At 70.8% G+C, this 16,753-nt stretch carries 17 protein-coding genes; 11 read left to right on the top strand and 6 right to left on the bottom strand.

The features are described 5' to 3' along the window. Positions 1 to 28 precede the first annotated feature (28 nt). Complete coding sequence (locus VLI41_RS05990; protein WP_325267148.1) at positions 29 to 217, bottom strand: DUF3008 family protein; 189 nt, start codon at positions 215 to 217, stop codon at positions 29 to 31. A 119-nt stretch (positions 218 to 336) separates the two neighbouring features. On the opposite strand from VLI41_RS05990, the gene VLI41_RS05985 reads away from it, so the two are divergent. The 5 genes from VLI41_RS05985 to VLI41_RS05965 all read left to right on the top strand — a co-directional run bounded on the left by VLI41_RS05985 (position 337) and on the right by VLI41_RS05965 (position 7,686). Continuing rightward, positions 337 to 1,989 (top strand): carboxylesterase/lipase family protein, encoded by a 1,653-nt coding sequence (locus VLI41_RS05985; RefSeq protein WP_325267147.1) that lies wholly within the window; start codon positions 337 to 339, stop codon positions 1,987 to 1,989. Between the two features lie 84 nt (positions 1,990 to 2,073). Beyond that, positions 2,074 to 5,199, top strand: coding sequence for a bifunctional proline dehydrogenase/L-glutamate gamma-semialdehyde dehydrogenase PutA (putA, locus tag VLI41_RS05980; protein ID WP_325267146.1), 3,126 nt, complete (start codon positions 2,074 to 2,076; stop codon positions 5,197 to 5,199). Positions 5,200 to 5,230: 31 nt separating this feature from the next. Beyond that, entirely contained in the window at positions 5,231 to 6,679 is a 1,449-nt protein-coding gene (locus tag VLI41_RS05975) for an AMP-binding protein (protein WP_325267145.1), read from the top strand. Positions 6,680 to 6,748: 69 nt separating this feature from the next. Next, positions 6,749 to 7,273, top strand: coding sequence for an FAS1-like dehydratase domain-containing protein (locus VLI41_RS05970; RefSeq protein ID WP_325267144.1), 525 nt, complete (start codon positions 6,749 to 6,751; stop codon positions 7,271 to 7,273). Between the two features lie 2 nt (positions 7,274 to 7,275). After that, a complete protein-coding gene (locus VLI41_RS05965) occupies positions 7,276 to 7,686 on the top strand; it encodes a MaoC/PaaZ C-terminal domain-containing protein (RefSeq protein WP_325267143.1) in 411 nt (136 codons plus the stop codon). Between the two features lie 75 nt (positions 7,687 to 7,761). Here VLI41_RS05965 and VLI41_RS05960 read toward each other — a convergent pair whose 3' ends face one another. Together VLI41_RS05960 and VLI41_RS05955 are read right to left on the bottom strand one after the other, a co-directional pair. Continuing rightward, entirely contained in the window at positions 7,762 to 8,280 is a 519-nt protein-coding gene (locus VLI41_RS05960; protein WP_325267142.1) for an RES family NAD+ phosphorylase, read from the bottom strand. Between the two features lie 10 nt (positions 8,281 to 8,290). Continuing rightward, complete coding sequence (locus tag VLI41_RS05955; protein WP_325267141.1) at positions 8,291 to 8,725, bottom strand: antitoxin Xre/MbcA/ParS toxin-binding domain-containing protein; 435 nt, start codon at positions 8,723 to 8,725, stop codon at positions 8,291 to 8,293. Positions 8,726 to 8,915: 190 nt separating this feature from the next. On the opposite strand from VLI41_RS05955, the gene dusA reads away from it, so the two are divergent. Then, complete coding sequence (gene dusA / locus VLI41_RS05950) at positions 8,916 to 9,953, top strand: tRNA dihydrouridine(20/20a) synthase DusA (protein WP_325267140.1); 1,038 nt, start codon at positions 8,916 to 8,918, stop codon at positions 9,951 to 9,953. On the opposite strand, the gene VLI41_RS05945 is transcribed toward dusA, so the two are convergent. Both VLI41_RS05945 and VLI41_RS05940 read right to left on the bottom strand, forming a co-directional pair. Beyond that, complete coding sequence (locus VLI41_RS05945) at positions 9,897 to 10,427, bottom strand: TIGR02281 family clan AA aspartic protease (RefSeq protein WP_325267139.1); 531 nt, start codon at positions 10,425 to 10,427, stop codon at positions 9,897 to 9,899. The two genes, dusA and VLI41_RS05945, sit on opposite strands and share 57 nt — an antisense overlap. Before the next feature lie 86 nt (positions 10,428 to 10,513). Then, the gene (locus VLI41_RS05940; protein WP_325267138.1) at positions 10,514 to 10,732 is read right to left on the bottom strand and encodes a DUF1289 domain-containing protein; all 219 of its coding nucleotides are present in this window, start codon (positions 10,730 to 10,732) and stop codon (positions 10,514 to 10,516) included. Between the two features lie 261 nt (positions 10,733 to 10,993). On the opposite strand from VLI41_RS05940, the gene VLI41_RS05935 reads away from it, so the two are divergent. Next, on the top strand, positions 10,994 to 11,332 hold the full coding sequence (locus VLI41_RS05935; RefSeq protein WP_325267137.1) for a hypothetical protein: 339 nt from the start codon (positions 10,994 to 10,996) through the stop codon (positions 11,330 to 11,332). 167 nt (positions 11,333 to 11,499) lie between these two features. Next, positions 11,500 to 12,978 (top strand): phospholipase D-like domain-containing protein, encoded by a 1,479-nt coding sequence (locus tag VLI41_RS05930; RefSeq protein WP_325267136.1) that lies wholly within the window; start codon positions 11,500 to 11,502, stop codon positions 12,976 to 12,978. Here VLI41_RS05930 and VLI41_RS05925 read toward each other — a convergent pair. Continuing rightward, a complete protein-coding gene (locus VLI41_RS05925; protein WP_325267135.1) occupies positions 12,956 to 13,687 on the bottom strand; it encodes an endonuclease/exonuclease/phosphatase family protein in 732 nt (243 codons plus the stop codon). The genes VLI41_RS05930 and VLI41_RS05925 overlap by 23 nt on opposite strands. A gap of 199 nt (positions 13,688 to 13,886) precedes the next feature. On the opposite strand from VLI41_RS05925, the gene VLI41_RS05920 reads away from it, so the two are divergent. Genes VLI41_RS05920 through VLI41_RS05910 form a run of 3 tightly spaced genes read left to right on the top strand, consistent with a single transcriptional unit; the run spans position 13,887 to position 16,709 of the window. Next, the gene (locus VLI41_RS05920; protein ID WP_325267134.1) at positions 13,887 to 15,089 is read left to right on the top strand and encodes an acyl-CoA dehydrogenase family protein; all 1,203 of its coding nucleotides are present in this window, start codon (positions 13,887 to 13,889) and stop codon (positions 15,087 to 15,089) included. A gap of 46 nt (positions 15,090 to 15,135) precedes the next feature. After that, positions 15,136 to 15,552 (top strand): endonuclease domain-containing protein, encoded by a 417-nt coding sequence (locus tag VLI41_RS05915; protein WP_325267133.1) that lies wholly within the window; start codon positions 15,136 to 15,138, stop codon positions 15,550 to 15,552. Between the two features lie 14 nt (positions 15,553 to 15,566). Beyond that, the gene (locus VLI41_RS05910) at positions 15,567 to 16,709 is read left to right on the top strand and encodes an acyl-CoA dehydrogenase family protein (RefSeq protein ID WP_325267132.1); all 1,143 of its coding nucleotides are present in this window, start codon (positions 15,567 to 15,569) and stop codon (positions 16,707 to 16,709) included. Positions 16,710 to 16,753 lie beyond the last annotated feature (44 nt).

The following is a 16,753-nucleotide window of genomic DNA, read 5'->3' as shown; positions in this document are numbered from 1 at the left end:
GGAGCGGAGGCGAGGCCGAGCCCCTGGCTCAGCTGCGGGCGGCGTGCTCGGGCTTACCCTTGCGCTTGGTTGAGGCCATCTTCTCCAGCTCGTTCTCGCTCATGGACTGCGCCATGTGCTTGGAGGGGCCCTTGAGCTTCGACTTGGGCGTCTCGCCGCGCTTGGCCGACAGCGCCGCCCCGGCGGCTTTCTGCTGCGCCTTGGACTTGGCAGGCATGGGGGTCTCCTTCGGTGTCACTGGACAGTCCAACTCGAAAGCGCCCGCAGGGTTCACCGGCCCGCGTTGCCAGCGCCGGCGCGCGGTGGTGGGATGGCCCTCGGGACGGGGAGGGGCGCATGGCGCGGATAAACAAGGGCGTTCACCGACGCGGCGTGCTGGGCGCGACGGTGCTGGGCGGCCTGGCCGTCGCCGCGCCGCGGGCAGGCCTCGCCAAGCCGGGCGGAAGCGGCGGCGCACGCGCGCTCGCCACGCCCCCGGAGGCGGTGATCGAGACCCGCGCGGGCAAGATCCGCGGCGCGCTCCGCGACGGCGTCTATGTCTGGAAGGGCGTTCCCTACGCCGCCCCGACCGGCGGCGCCGCGCGCTTCCTGCCGCCGCAGCCCATGGCGCCGTGGACGGGCGTGCGTCCGGCGCTGGCCTACGGGCCGGTCTGCCCGCAGGTGGAGCGCGGCGGCTGGCGCAACGACGAGGTCGCCTTCATCTACGACTGGGACGACGGCTTCCCCGGCGAGGACTGCCTGAGGCTCAACGTCTGGTCGCCCGGCCTGGGCGGCAAACCCCGGCCGGTGATGTTCTGGATCCATGGCGGCGGCTACGAGGCCGGCTCGTCGCAGGAGCTTCCGGCCTACCATGGCGAGCGGCTGGCGCGACGCGGCGTGGTCTTCGTCTCGGTCAATCATCGGCTGGGGCCGTTCGGCTACCTGGACCTCTCCGGCCTCGGCGATCCCCGCTACGCCGCCTCTGGCAACGCCGGCATGGCCGACCTGGTCGCGGCCCTGCAGTGGGTGCGCGACAACGTCGCCGCGTTCGGGGGCGACCCGGCCAACGTGACCATCTTCGGCCAGTCCGGCGGCGGGGCGAAGGTCTCGACCCTGATGGCCATGCCCTCGGCCAAGGGCCTGTTCCACAAGGCGATCGTCGAAAGCGGCTCGCAGCTCACGGTCAGCGATCCGGCCCGCTCGCGGATGATGGCCGAGGGGCTGCTGAAGGCGCTGGGCCTCGGCCGCGGCGACCTCGCCAGGCTGCAGGCGGTCGCGCCGCAGGCCCTGGTGGCGGCGGGCGAGGCGGCCAAGCGCGGCATGCCCAAGGGCAAGCCTGGCGAGATCGACCTACTCTGGGGCCCGAGCGTCGATGGTGCGCTGATCCCGGCCCAGACCTGGGGCGAGGGCGCGCCGGCGCTCTCCGCCGACGTGCCGCTGCTGGTCGGCACGAACCTCAACGAATACTCGCCGAGCCTGGGCAATCCGACGCTCGAAGACATCGCCGAGGACCGCGCCAAGGCCATGGCGCGCGCGGCGGCGGGCGCCTCGGACGCGGCCTGGGCGGCGTATCGCGCGGCGCATCCGAACGCCAAGCCGGTGGAGGTGCTCTCGATCCTGGTGTCCAGCCAGTTCCGCGCGCCCGCCGTGCGCCAGGCGCAGCAGAAGGCCCGCGCCGGCGGCCGCGCCTGGCTCTACCGCTTCGACTACAATCCGCGAACGCTGCTGGACGGGCGCGTGCGCGCCTTCCACTGCGCGGAGATGGCCTACGCCCTCGACAACGTCGAGCGCTGCCTCAACGCCACTGGCGGGACCGATGAGGCGCGCGCCCTGGCCCAGCGGATGTCCGCCGCCTGGCTCGCCTTCGCCCACACCGGCGATCCGAACCATCCGGGCCTGCCGCACTGGCCGGCGGTGAGCCGCGGGGCGACGCCCAACATGCTGTTCGACGCCATCTGCCGGGTCGTCGAGGATCCCGACCGCGCCGAGCGGGCGACGCTCTCGGCCTGACGGCCGGAGATATGCCGGCTGCCCGTGCCTCGGGCGCGCCGCGTTGCAAGCTTCTTTGGCATGAACGTGCGCACGAGCCTTGACATGATCGGGCCTGCGGATTCGGAGCAGGGCATGGACCTCGACCAGCTGGATGCGGGCAAGTTCATCGACGAGCGGACGGCGGTCGGCGAGGCCCTGGCCGCCCAGCCCCTGAGCGCCGAAGACCGCGCGGCGGTGCGCGGCGAGGCCGAGGCCCTGGTCCGCGCCGCACGGCGCAGCGCGAGGAAGCAGGGCGTGGTGGAGAGCTTCCTGCAGGAGTTCAGCCTCTCCACCCGCGAGGGCCTGGCGCTGATGTGCCTGGCCGAGGCGCTGCTGCGCACGCCGGACGAAGAGACCCGCGACCGGCTGATCGCCGAGAAGATCGCCTCCGCCGACTGGGCGAGCCACGTCGGGCGCTCGGACTCGCTGCTCGTCAACGCCTCCACCTGGAGCCTGATGCTGACCGGCCGCCTGATGGAGCCGGACGAGGAGGCGCGCGCCGATCTGCCGGGCTTCATCCGCAGGCTGGCCGGGCGGCTCGGCGAGCCGGTGATCCGCCGCGCGGTTGGGGCCGCCGTCCGCATCATGGGCGAGCAGTTCGTGCTCGGCCGCACCATCGAGGCGGCGATCAAGCGCGCCCGCGACGAGGGGTTCGTCTGCTCCTTCGATATGCTGGGCGAGGGCGCGCGCACGGCCGCCGACGCGGAGCGCTACGAAGCCTCCTACGCCGACGCGATCGCAACCGTGGGCCGGCAGGGCAAGGGACAGGGGCCGGAAGCGGGGCACGGCGTCTCGGTCAAGCTCTCCGCGCTGTCGCCGCGCTACGAGGCGCGCGAGGCGGCCCGCGTCTGGAGCGAACTCTATCCGCGGCTGAAACGGCTCGCCCTGCTCGGAGCCGAGGCCGACATCAACCTGACGCTCGACGCCGAAGAGGCCGACCGGCTGGTCATCTCGCTGAAGCTGCTCGACCGGCTGGCGCGCGAGCCGGAGCTCGGATCCTGGCGGGGGTTGGGCCTCGCCGTCCAGGCTTACCAGAAGCGCGGGCCGAAGGTGATCGAGGCGGTCGCCGCCATCGCGCGCGACAGTGGGCGGCGGCTCATGGTGCGGCTGGTCAAGGGCGCCTACTGGGATTCGGAGATCAAGCGCGCCCAGGTGGCGGGCCTGCCGGGCTATCCGGTCTACACGACCAAGGCCGCCACGGACCTCTCCTACCTGGTCTGCGCGCGGGCGCTCATTGCCGCGGCGCCGCACCTCTACGGGCAGTTCGCCACCCACAACGCCCATACCCTGGCCGCCGTCCGCGAACTGGCCCGCCAGGCGCACCTCGCCTGCGAGTTCCAGCGGCTGCACGGCATGGGCGAGGCGCTCTACGCCGGCGCGCACGAGCGCTACGGCGACTTCCCCTTGCGGGTCTATGCGCCGGTGGGCAGCCACGAGGATCTGCTGCCCTACCTGGTGCGGCGGCTGCTGGAGAACGGCGCCAACACCTCCTTCGTGCATGCGCTGCTGGACGACAGGACGCCGGTCGACAAGGTGGTCGCCGATCCCATCGAGGCGGTGCAGGCGGCCGGCGCCGGGCCGCACCCGCGCATCCCGCTGCCGGTCGAGCTCTATGGGCCGGGGCGGCGCAATTCGCTGGGCATGGACCTCTCGATCGGGGCCGAGCGCGAACGGCTTGCGGCCGCCATCGCCGCGCTCGACGGCGAGGTTCTGGAGACCGGCCCGATCATCTCCGGGCGGCTGCAACGGACGGGCAAGGCCGATGAGCGGGTCTCGCCCGCCGACCTGACGCGCCAGGTGGGCCGCGCATGGTCTGCAACGCCGGAAGAGATCGACCGGGCTTATGCCGCCGCGGCGCGAGCGCGGAAAGCCTGGGATGCCGCGGGCGGCGAGCATCGCGCCCGCGTGCTGCGCGCCATGGCGGAGGCTCTGGAGGCCGACCGCGAGCGGCTGATCGCGATCTGCGCGCGCGAGGCCGGCAAAACGCTGGCCGACGGCGTCGCCGAGGTGCGCGAGGCCGCCGACTTCTGCCGCTACTACGCCCAGATCGCCGAGACCGATTTCGCCCGGCCCGAGACCCTGAGGGGCCCGGTCGGCGAGACCAACCGCGTCGCGCTGCACGGCCGTGGCGTGTTCGCCTGCATCAGCCCGTGGAACTTCCCGCTGGCCATCTTCACCGGCCAGATCGCCGCCGCGCTCGCCGCCGGCGACGCCGTGCTCGCCAAGCCCGCCGAGCAGACCCCGATCATCGCGGCCGAGGCGGTGAAGCGCTACCACGCGGCCGGACTGGACCCCGACCTGCTGCACCTGCTGCCCGGCGAAGGCGCGACCATCGGCCAGGCGCTCGTCGCGCACCCCGACTGCGCAGGCGTGGCCTTCACGGGCGGCACGGAGACCGCCTGGGCGATCAACCGGACGCTGGCCGCGCGCCAGGGCCCGATCATCCCGTTCATCGCCGAGACCGGCGGGCTGAACGCCATGTTCGTGGACACCACCGCGCTGCGCGAGCAGGTGATCGACGACGTGCTGGTCTCGGCGTTCGGCTCGGCCGGCCAGCGCTGCTCGGCGTTGCGGATCCTGTTCCTGCCGCACGAGACCGCCGATCTGCTGGTCGAGGGGCTTGTGGGGGCGATGGACGCCCTGGTGCTCGGCGATCCGGCGGATCCGGCGTGCGATGTCGGCCCGGTGATCGACGAGGCGGCGCGCGGCGGCCTCGCGCAGCACCTGAAGCGGCTGACGCGCGAGGCCAAGGTGCTGCATCGGCTCAGGCCGCCGAAGGGCGGCCACTTCTTCGGTCCCGTGCTGGCGGAGATCCCCTCGGCCGCCTTTCTGCAGCGCGAGGTGTTCGGGCCGATCCTGCACGTGGTCCGCTACGATCCGGCCAAGCTGGAGGCGGCGGCCGCGCCGCTGGTGGCGGCCGGCTACGGCCTGACGCTCGGCGTCCATTCGCGGCTCGAGGCGTTCGCCGACGCGGTGCAGCGGACGGTCCCGGCCGGCAACTGCTACGTCAACCGCTCGATCATCGGCGCGGTGGTCGGCGTGCAGCCGTTCGGGGGAGAGGGGCTCTCCGGCACCGGGCCGAAGGCCGGCGGCGCGCACGCGCTGCTGCGCTACGCCGTCGAGCGGGCGGTGAGCATCAACATCGCAGCCCAGGGCGGCGATCCGGCGCTGCTCAACCTGGGCGCCTGACGGGCCTGCGCTTCGGCGCTAAGAGCGCCCGATGAGCGAGAACCTGTACGAGCGGCTGGCCAGTGGCTTCCCGGAAGACCGCAGCGCGGCCTGCTTCATCTTCGCGGACGGGAGCGAGGCCTCCTACGCCGCCCTCGAGGCCGGCGTCTCGCGCGCCGCGGGGCTGATGATAGCCAAGGGCGTCGAGCCCGGCGACCGCGTGGCCCTGCAGGCCGAGAAGAGCCCGGAAGCGGTGATGATCTACCTGGCCGCGCTGAAGTGCGGCGCGGTCTTCCTGCCGCTCAACCCGGCGTACACGGCCGCCGAGGTCGCCTACTTCCGGACAGACGCCGAGCCGAAGCTGTTCATCACCGACGCGCAAGGCTTCCTCGCGGAGGCGGAAGGCGCCCAGCCGCTTGCGCGGCCGATCCCGCGCACCGCATCGGACCTCGCCGCGATCATCTACACCTCCGGCACGACCGGCCGTTCCAAGGGGGCGATGCTGAGCCACGGCAATCTGGCGGCCAACGCCGTCGCCCTGCACGAGATCTGGGGGTTCTCGCGCGCCGACGTGCTGCTGCACGCGCTGCCGATCTTCCACGTCCACGGCCTGTTCGTGGCCATGCACTGCGCCTTCCTCTCCGGCTGTCCCATGATCTGGCTGCCGAAGTTCTCCGATGCGGAGGTGCTGGCGGCGCTCCCGAAGGCGACGGTGATGATGGGGGTGCCGACCTTCTACACCCGCCTGCTCGCCAATCCGGCCTTCACGCGCGAGGCGGCCGGCCACATGCGGCTGTTCATCTCCGGCTCGGCGCCGCTGCTCACATCGACCTTTTCGGAGTTCGAGCGGCGCACCGGCCTGCGCATCCTGGAGCGCTACGGCATGAGCGAGGCGGTGATCATCACCTCCAACCCGCTCGACGGCGAGCGGATCGCGGGCTCGGTCGGCTATCCGCTTCCGGGCGTGGAGCTCCGCATTGCAGGCGACGCCCCCTCCACCGCTTCGCGGTCCCCCTCCCCCGTGAGCGGGGGAGGTACGGGCGTCATCCAGATCCGCGGGCCCTCGGTGTTCGCGGGCTACTGGCGCAACCCTGCGAAGACCGCCGAGGAATTCACCGCCGACGGCTGGTTCGTCACCGGCGACGTGGCCCGGCGGGACATCGACGGCCGCGTCTGGATCTCCGGCCGCGCCAAGGACCTGATCATCTCCGGCGGCTACAACGTCTATCCCAAGGAGATCGAACTGGTGATCGACGAGCTGCCGGGCGTCGCCGAGAGCGCCGTGATCGGCGTGCCGCATCCCGACTTCGGCGAAGGCGTCGTCGCCGTGGTGATCGGCGAAGGCGAGGAAGCGGCCCTCATCGCCGCCGCGCGCCGCCAGCTCGCGCCCTACAAGGCCCCGAAGCGGGTCGTCTTCGTCGACGACCTGCCGCGCAACGCGATGGGCAAGGTCCAGAAGAACCAGCTGCGCGAACGGTTCAGGGATCTCTTCGCCGGATGAGCTTCCGATTGACGGCGGCCCGTTCGCTCGGCTGAGGTGCGGGGGAGGGCCGGAAAGTGAGGAAGCGCCATGGTCGCCAAGAGATTCCCCATCGAGGCGGGGCACATCATGATGTTCGCCCGCAGCGTGGGCGACGACAATCCGATCTACTACGACGCGGACTACGCCCAGACGACGGAAGCCGGGAGCGTCATCGCCCCGCCCACCTTCCCGCAGTCCTCGGCGCAGTTCGATCCCGACTACTTCCTGCGGCCGAAGATCGGCCAGCCCTGGTTCGGCTCGGGCAAGACTCCCACGGGCGTGCAGCGCGCGGCCGGCGGCGGGGGCGGTGGAGGCGGCGGCGGCCTGCACGCCGAGCAGCACTTCGAGTACCACCGGCACCTCAAGCCCGGCGACGTGCTGACCGCGACGGTCAAGCCCGGCAAGACCTGGGAGAAGGAGGGTCGCCGCTCCGGCAAGCTGATCTTCTCGGAGAGCATCACCGAGTACCGCGACCAGAACGGCGAGCTGGTCATCACCGCGCGCGGGGTGGGCGTGCGCACCGAGCGGCCGGTCGACCAGCCGGCCCAGAAGTCCGAGACGGCGGAGGCATAGCGATGGCGCTGAAAGCGAGCCAACTGAAGGTGGGCGAGACCCACACCGCCCGGATCGTCGAGGATCTCAAGCGGACCCAGATCGTCCAGTACGCCGGCGCCTCCGGCGACTACAACCCGCTGCACACCGACGAGGTCTTCACCACCAAGGTCGCGGGCTACCCCTCCGTGTTCGCCCACGGCATGCTGACCATGGGCATGACCGGCAAGATGCTCACCGACTATGTCGGCGATGCGCGTCTGACGAAGTACGGCGTGCGCTTCACGAGCCAGGTCTGGCCCGGCGACACGCTCGAGGCGACGGCAACGGTGAAGGCGATCGACGGCGACCGTGTCGAGCTCGACGTCTCGACCCGGAACCAGGCGGGCGTCGAGGTGCTCTCCGGCTACGCCGAGGCCCGCATCGACCCGTAGGCGCGTTTCGGCTAAAGGGCGGCGCCCATGACCCGCGCGCCGCAGCGGCATTTGGGGACCGCCTGGGAAGGGCCTTCACGGCCAAGACAGCTGGTTCTTCGGCAGCTTCCCGGTGGGATCGTAGACCGTCACCTTGTGCGGCAGGTCGGGTCCCCAGCGCCATAGGACGAGGTTCTGGTCGTCGGGGGTGGCGCCGCCCGCGAAGCAGGGGACGAGCGCCCCGGCGCAGCCTTCGGCCAGGAGGCGGCGGACAACGCCCCAGGAGGCGGGCCCGCGGCCGGCGATGAGGGCGTCCCCCCAGGCGCAGGCGAGGTCGTCCAGCGCGACGCCGTTCCCTGCGCGGGCGGCGTCGGTGGTGAGATCGGCGACGTCCTCGCAGTCCACATCGTAGCTGCACAGGACATATGGCGTCAGGCGGTGGGCGAAGCCGGCCGAGACTTCGCGGAAGGCCGTCTTGAAGCTCAGGGAGAGGTAGAGCGTCTCCAGACCCGGCCAGTTGAAGCGGCGCCCCTTCAGCGCCGCGCCGGCGCCCGAGAGCGGCGTCCAGGACCAGTTGGGGTCATGGGCGCGGAACGCCTCGCCTTGGAACCTCACCGGGGCAGCCTCAGGCGTAGCCGCCGGTCGCCAGGTGGTCGATGTAGTCGCGCACGGCGTTCGCGTGGCCCGACTTCACCAGCGCCTCGGCGGTGCGCCCGCCGAAGGCCGGGATCGGCTCGGCGCGGTACCAGGCCATGGCCTGGGCGGCGCCGCCGGCCCAGGCCTGGACCAGGCTGATGATCTCGACCATCTCGCGCACGCGGGTCTGGGCCTTGGGGCTGTCGCGGCGGCTCGCCTTCTGGAACACCTCGCGCGCCAGGCCCGCGGTCTCGGCGAGCTGGGCCTTGGACATGCTGAAGGCCTCCGCCACGTCCTCGACCTTGAGCGCGCCGCGCTCGTCCATCAGGCTGGCGATCGACAGGCGCGCCGGTGGGCCGCGGCGCTCCGGCGCGCGGGGTCGCCGGTGTCTGGCGGACGGCTGCTTCTTGGCCGCTTGGCTCATGTTCGCCGCTCCTTTGACCCTATTTACGGTCAATATATGGGCGGAAAGGATCGATTACAAGCGCATGGCGCAGAGGCCGCGCGCTCAGCGATACCTCGTCCGCGATCCTCGCGCCTTGCTTGGGCCAGACGGCATTTGCATTTGAGTTCGCGGAACAAAATACGTACAACGATGTCGTGCCGCGTGCGCATTGCTTGCGAAGGTAAAACGCGTGAATTTTCAAGCACATGTATTGTGCATCGCCCCCATGATGGACTGGACGGACCGGCATTGCCGGGTCCTGCACCGGATGCTGTCGTCGCGCGCGCGGCTCTACACCGAGATGCTGACCACCGGGGCGGTGCTGCACGGCGATCGCGGCCGCCTGCTCGCCTTCGACGCGGCGGAGCATCCGGTGGCCCTGCAGCTCGGCGGCGCCGATCCGGCCGAGCTCGCGCAGGCGGCCCGCATCGGCGAGGCGGAGGGCTACGACGAGATCAACCTCAACGTCGGCTGCCCGTCCGACCGGGTGCAGTCGGGCCGGTTCGGCGCCTGCCTGATGCGCGAGCCCGAGCTGGTCGCCGAGGGCATGGCTGCGATCGGCGCGGCGGTGAAGGTCGAGGCGACGGTGAAGTGCCGGATCGGCGTCGACGAGCAGGACCCGGAGGAGAGCCTGTTCCGGCTGGTCGACCTCTGCGCTGAGGCGGGCGTCCGGCGCTTCATCGTGCACGCCCGCAAGGCCTGGCTGAAGGGGCTGTCGCCGAAGGCCAACCGCGAGGTTCCGCCGCTCGATTATCCGCTGGTCTACCGGCTGAAACGCGAGCGGCCGCAGCTCGCCATCGTGATCAACGGCGGGATCGGCTCGCTCGACGAGGCGAAGGCGCATCTGGCGCACGTGGACGGGGTGATGCTGGGCCGCGCCGCCTACCATGCGCCCGGCCTGCTGGGCCACGCCGACCGGCGGATCTTCGGCGAGGGCGAGGAGGTGAGCCCCTTCGAGGCGGTCGAGCGCTACCGCGCTTACGTCGCCCGCGAGCTTTCCAAGGGCACGCACCTGGCGGCCATGACGCGGCACATGCTGGGCCTCTTTCACGGCGTTGCCGGCGCGCGCGCCTGGCGGCGGATCCTGACGGTCGAAGGGGTGAAGCCGGGCGCGGGGCTCGAGGTGATCGATCGCGCGCTCGCGGCCGTCTCAGGGCTGCAGCACCAGGCCGCCGCGGCCGGCTTCGAAGCGGGAGAGGCGGCCTAGGTAGGTCATGCCCAGGAGCGAGGTGTCGAGGCCCTGCTCGATCACCAGCGCATCGACGTTGTCGACCCTGGCGCCGGCCACGGTGATGCTGGCCAGCTTGACGGAAGCCGCGCGGATCTGCCCGCCGGCGGTCACCACCCGATAGGCGTAGCGCAGGCCGGCCGGATCGATGCCCAGGCGCTGCGCGTCCTGCGGGGTCAGCGCCACCGCCGTCGCCCCGGTGTCCACGAGGAAGCGCACCGTGCGCCCGTTGACCTCGCCATCAGCCCAGTAGTGCCCGTCGCCGGCCTTCCGGATGGCCTGCGGAACGTGCGCCGAAGCGGCGCCCGGGAGAATCGAGGCCACGGGCGCCTCGGCCCGGGCGGCGCGCAGCGCAATCGGCTTCGGCGCGAGCGCCACCACGGCCGCCGCCCCGACGGCCGAAGCCGCCGCGACGGTCACGGCCAGCACGCCCAGTTTCAGCACCTCGGACACGCGAACATCCCGGCAGCGGCCTTGGCGGCCCGATCCGGCATCGAGGCTAACGGCGGCGCCTTTGCAAGGCGTGAACGCCGAGGGGCTCAGCGGAACAGCCCGAGCTTCTCCGGCTGGATGCGGCTGCGGCGCGACGGCAGCTCCGCCATGATCGCCTCGCGCTCCGCCTCGGTGAATCGCGCCCACCCCGCGACCTCGGCCAGGGTGCGGTGGCAGCCCAGGCAAAGCCCGCTCTCGCCATCCACCACGCAGACCTGGATGCAGGGCGTCTTGATCGGGGCGGGGGGCTTTCGGGGCTGGCTCATCTGGCGGGCGAGACTAGGGGACCGGAGGCTGTCCGGCCAGCCGGTCGGGGCGGAGGGATCGGCCCCGCCCGCGCGCGCCGCGCCGCCTGTCGCCCGCAGGGGTTTGCGTTCAAAGATTACGGGATGTTCAGGATTTCAAGTAAAACGATATCACCGTTGCAGAAGTTTAATCCTGCAACACTGATCATTGCCGGTTGTTCATTTGAACCCTTGCTGCAGCGCCGCCAGATTGCCGCGGGCTGTTCCGAGGGAGAAACCGACATGAAGGTCGCCGCCATCGCGCTCACCGTCGTGAGCTTCGCCATCGCCGGGACCGCGGCCGCATCGAGCCGCGTGACAGATCTGGACTATCTCAAGGCCAACCGCTGCAAGGGCCTGGCGGTCGGCATGGGAAGCGCCGACACCACCGGCCTGGACGCCTTCATCAAGGCGGAGGGCCGCTCCCGCGACCCGATCATCCTGTCGCGCGCCGAGGAGGAGCTGCACCGGGCGCAACGGCAGGCCAAGGACGCCAACCTCAAGGACAAGCTGAGCGCCGAGCTCGCCGGTCCGTGCATGGCCTACATGACGGGGGGCGGCTCGCCCGCGACCTCCCGCTAAGACCCCAAGCCTGGTCAACTGACCCCGCCCGCCGGTGTTTCGCCGGCGGGCGTCTTTTTGCGCGGTGCGCGGCGCGGCTTCGGCTTGCGCGCGCCGCCGGAGGAACCCACCTTGGCCGCCGGCTTTCACTTGCGGACCTGATGCGAGGCGGCGGCGAACCCAGCGAGATGACGGTCTTTCGGCCCGGCGAGACCTGCTGGCGGACGGCGCACGCCGATCGCGCCGCCTTCCTGATCGACACCGAAGCCTTCTTCACGGCCGCCTTCGAGGCGATGATCAAGGCCCGCCGCTCGATCCTTCTGCTGGGCTGGGGGTTCGATCCGCGCACGCGGCTGTTCCCCGACGGGTACGACGGGCCGGACGATCCCGACGAGGTCGGCCGGGTGCTGGTGGACCTCGCCGCGACGCGACCCGAGCTCGACATCCGCCTGCTGATCTGGAAATCGGCGCTGCCGATCAGCGCCAGCCAGGAATTCTTCCCGCACAAGGCGCGCCGCTACTTCCGGAACACCCAGGTGAAGTTCGTGCTGGACGACGCCGTGCCGTTCGGCGCCTGCCATCACCAGAAGGTGCTGCTGATCGACGACCGGCTCGCCTTCTGCGGCGGCGGCGACATTTCCGTGGACCGCTGGGACAGCCCCGCCCACCTCGACGAGGATCGCCGGCGCATCATGCCCAAGCAGGAGGAGCACGCGCCCCGGCACGAGGTGATGATGATGGTCGACGCAGGGGCGGCGCACGCGCTGGGCGACCTGGCCCGCGAGCGGTGGCGGCGCGCCACGGGCGAGGTCTTGTCGGCGCCCGAGGACGCGGGCGGCGATCCCTGGCCCGACCACGTCCCGCCGCACATGCTGGACGTCGAGGTCGCCATCGCCCGCACCGAGCCCGCCTGGAAGGGACGGCCGATGGTCGACGAGATCCGCAGGCTCAACCTCGCCTGCATCGCCGAGGCGAAGCGCACGATCTACCTGGAGAACCAGTACTTCACCTCGCCGCTGATCACCGAGGCCCTGGCGGCGCGGCTGGCCGAGCCGGATGGGCCCGAGGTGGTGCTGGTCTCGACCCAGAAGGCGCCGAGCTGGTTCGACCACCTGACCATGGACCGGGCCCGCGGGACGATGCTCTGGCGGCTGCGCGCCGCCGACGTGTTCGGCCGCTTCCGCGCCTACTGCCCGGTGACCTCGGGCCGCGAGACCATCATCGTCCACTCCAAGCTGAGCGTCTTCGACGACCGCATCGCGCGCGTGGGCTCGGCCAACCTCAACAATCGCTCGGGCGGCTTCGACACCGAGTGCGAGCTCGGCGTGCAGTGCGAGGCCGAGGCCGAGCGGCTGACGATCACGGCGTTCCGCGACCGCCTGGTCGGCCACTTCATGGGCGTCACCGGCGACGCCGTGGCCAAGGCGCGCGCCGAGTTCGGCGGCCTCGGCGCGGCGATCGACGCCCTCAACCGCGATGGGCGCCTGGCCACGATCGAGCCGCCGAGGATGAGCCCGATCGGGGAATTCGTCGCCGCCTACCACATCGGCGATCCCGCCGACGCCAGCGACTCCTGGCGCCTCGGCCGCCGCCGCGAGCGGCTGATGCGGGAGGCCCGCGCGATCGCCGAGGCCGGTCGCGGGCTCAGTCGAGCTGGAAATCCATGACCAACGGCAGGTGGTCCGACGCCACGCGCGTCAACGGATCGAACGGGGCGAAGACGTCGGTGACGCTGACCCCGGGACTCACGAACAGATGGTCGATCCTGAGCACCGGCAGCGGGGAGGGGAAGGTCGAGGTCGGGCTGCGCTTGGGGCTCAGCCGGCGGGCGGGCTGCAGCTTGGCGCTCAGCGTGCGATAGGCGACCGACGCGCCGGTCGCGTTGAAGTCGCCGAGCAGGATCTTGGCGCCCTGGCATTGCGGATGCTCCAGCCAGGCGGGGCTGGCGAGCCACCGCGCCTGGATCTGCTGCTCGCGCGGCACGAGGCCCAGGTGGGTGTTGATCACCTGCAGCGGCTTGCCGTCGATCTCCACCTCCACCCACAGCGCGCCGCGCGGCTCGAGCTGCGGGATGCGCTCGTAACCCGGCAGCGGGCCCACCTGCACCAGCCTCTCCGGAAAGCAGGTCAGGATGGCGTCGCCGTACCGCTCCTCCTCGACGGTGAGCGCCGCATGGAAGTGGCAGGCCATGTCGAGCCGACGGGCGATCTCATGCGCCTGGTCCACGTGGCCGGTGCGCGCCCGGCCCACGTCCAGTTCCTGCAGCGCCACGATATCGGGCTCGAGCTTCGCCAGCACCTCGGCGATCCGCGCCACGTTCAGCCGCCGGTCGTTGCCGACGCAGCGATGTACATTGTAGGTCGCGATCCGAGGCATGGGGACGGGAGCGAGTGCACGGGGCGGCGCGCTGATGCAAGTCGAGAACGATGCTCGAGAGCGCGGGGTTCAACGCGGTGAGTTCTTGTTTTGTCCTAAACGCTAGGGCCGCCCCCGAGACTGACGCCACCGTCATCTTCCCTTGGGCTGGGGCGCAACGTATATCGCAGGGTCTAGGCGCTGCAGCCAGGAGCCGGCCATGAACCTCGACTTCACGCCCGAAGAGGACGCCTTCCGCGAAGAGGTCCGGAGCTTCATCGCCGAAAACTATCCGCCGGAGCTGCGCCGCAAGCAGGACGCGGACGAGCCGCTCGGCAAGGCGGACTACCTCTCCTGGCACAAGGTGCTGGCGAAGAAGGGCTGGATCGCGCCGTCGTGGCCCAAGGAGTACGGCGGGACCGGCTGGACCCCCACCCAGAAGTACATCTGGTCCGAGGAGCTGGCGCACGCCGATGCGCTGCCGACGCTGCCGTTCGGCGTGAATATGCTGGGTCCGGTGCTCTACACCTTCGGGTCCGACGAGCAGAAAAAGCGCTTCCTGCCGGGCATCTACAACGGCGAGGTCTGGTGGTGCCAGGGCTACTCCGAGCCGGGATCGGGCTCCGACCTCGCCTCGCTCAAGACCCGCGCCGAGCGGATCACCGCCGACGACGGCAAGGAGTACTACATCGTCAGCGGCCAAAAGACGTGGACAACGCTCGCCCAGTTCGCCGACTGGGGGTTCTTCCTGGTCCGCACCGACCCGACGTCGAAGCCGCAGGCCGGCATCTCGTTCCTGCTGATCGACATGAAGAGCCCGGGCGTGACGGTCCGGCCGATCATCACCCTGGAGGGCGGCCACGAGGTCAACGACGTCTTCCTCGACAATGTGAAGGTCCCGGTCGAGAACCGCATCTTCCATGAGAACCAGGGCTGGACCTGCGCCAAGGCGCTCCTGGCGCACGAGCGCTCGGGGATCGCGGGCGTCGCCCGCTCCAAGCGCAACCTGGAGAAGGTCCGCGACATCGCCCGAACCGAGCGCAGCGACGCCGGCGGCGCGCTGCTCGCCGACGCCTTCTTCCGCCGCAAGGTGGCCGAGCTGGAGATCGACCTCACCGCCCTGGAGTTCACAGAGCTGCGCACGCTGGCGGGCGAATCCAGCGGCAAGGGCCCGGGGCCCGAAAGCTCGATCCTGAAGATCAAGGGCACCGAGATCCAGCAGCGCATCCAGGAGCTGGCGCTGGAGGCGGTGGGCCACTACGGCGCGCCGTTCCTGCGCGACATCGGTCACAACGTGCAGATCGGCCCAGAGTACGCGCGGGGGATCGCCGGCGACTACTTCAACGGCCGCAAGACCTCGATCTACGGCGGCTCCAACGAGATCCAGCGCAACATCATCGCCAAGATGGTGCTGGGATTGTGAGAGCTTCCACGCGAGTTCCCCTCCCCCTCGCGGGGAGGGGATAGGGGTGGGGGCGCCTCCACGAGCGCCGGGCGCCTTGCACAAATCCGACCGCGCCGACGCCGCGGCGCGCCGGATGCGACGTGCGCTGACTTATGCGGAGCAGAGGCTCTGGAAGGCATTAAGGAACTGCGGCCTGCACTTCCGACGCCAGGCGCCCTTCGGGCGGTATATCGTTGATTTCGTATGTCACGCTCATCGCCTGATCGTCGAGGTGGACGGCGGCGTCCACGCGCTGCCGGGGGTGGCCGTCGCTGATAAACAGCGCGAGGCTTGGCTGACAGGCCGAGGTTATAGGGTTATCCGGGTTTCGAATGGCGACGCTGCCGGAGACCCTTACGCCGTCTCGGACAGAATCCTTGCCGCGGCCGGCTTAGGCACCCCCACCCCCAACCCCTCCCCGCAAGGGGCAGGGGAGCTGTAGAGGCGCTTCCCGAGATGGATTTCAGCTTCACCGACGAACAGTCGATGCTGCGCGACACGGTCGCGAGCTACCTGGCCGACACCTACGGCTTCGACCAGCGCCGCAACGTGGTCTCCAAGGAGCCGGGGTGGAATCCGAAGGTGTGGCAGGCCTTCGCCGAGGAGCTCGGCATCCTGGGCGCGCCGTTCCCGGAAGACCTCGGCGGCCTGGGCGGCGGCCCGGTCGAGAACATGATCGTCATGGAGGAATTCGGCAAAGCCCTGGTCGTCGAGCCCTATCTCGGCACGGTGGTGATCGGCGGCGGCTTCCTGAAGCACTCCGGCCATCCGAACGCCCCCGAGCTGATCGGCAGGATCATCGCCGGCGAGGCGGTGTTCGCCTTCGCCTACGCCGAGCCGCAGGGCCGCTACAACCTGGCCGACCTGACGACCACGGCCAAGAAGGACGGCGGCGGCTATGTGCTGAACGGGCACAAGGCGGTGGTCGTGGGCGCGCCGTGGGCGACGCACCTGATCGTCACCGCCCGGACCGGCGGCGGGCGGCGCGATGCGCAGGGGATCTCGGCGTTCATCGTCGAGAAAAGCGCGGCCGGCGTCACCACCCGCGACTATCCGACGGTCGACGAGAGCCGCGCCTCGGAGGTGTTCCTGGAGAACGTGAAGGTCCCGGCCGAGGCGCTGATCGGCCCCGAGGGCCACGGCCTGCCGCTGATCGAGAAGGTCGTCGACGAGGCGCTCGCCGCCACCTGCGCCGAGGCCTGCGGGGTCCTGCGCAAGCTGCACGAAGGCACGGTGGAATACACCAAGCAGCGCAAGCAGTTCGGCGTGCCGATCTCCTCCTTCCAGGTGCTGCAGCACCGGATGGTCGACATGTTCATCGCCCTCGAGCAGTCGGTCTCGATGACCTACATGGCCACCATCAAGGTCGGCGACGAGGCCGAGCGGGCCAAGGCGGTCGCCGGCGCCAAGGTGCAGATCGGCAAGGCCTGCCGCTTCGTCGGCCAGAACGCCATCCAGCTGCATGGCGGCATGGGCATGACCGACGAGATGGCCATCGGCCACTACTTCAAGCGCGCCACCCTGATCGAGAGCGCGTTCGGCAACACCGACCACCACCTGGCGCGCTATGAGTTCCTGAGCCTGGGGCAGGCGGCGTAGGCCTATCTTCGTCCGTCATCCTGGGCGGCCTGCAAGGCCGATCC

The organism is Phenylobacterium sp. (genome assembly GCF_035475775.1).
In the GTDB taxonomy this organism is placed as follows: Bacteria; Pseudomonadota; Alphaproteobacteria; order Caulobacterales; family Caulobacteraceae; genus Phenylobacterium.
The sequence above is the reverse complement of the archived record's forward strand: the minus strand, read 5'-3'. Positions and strand labels throughout refer to the sequence as shown.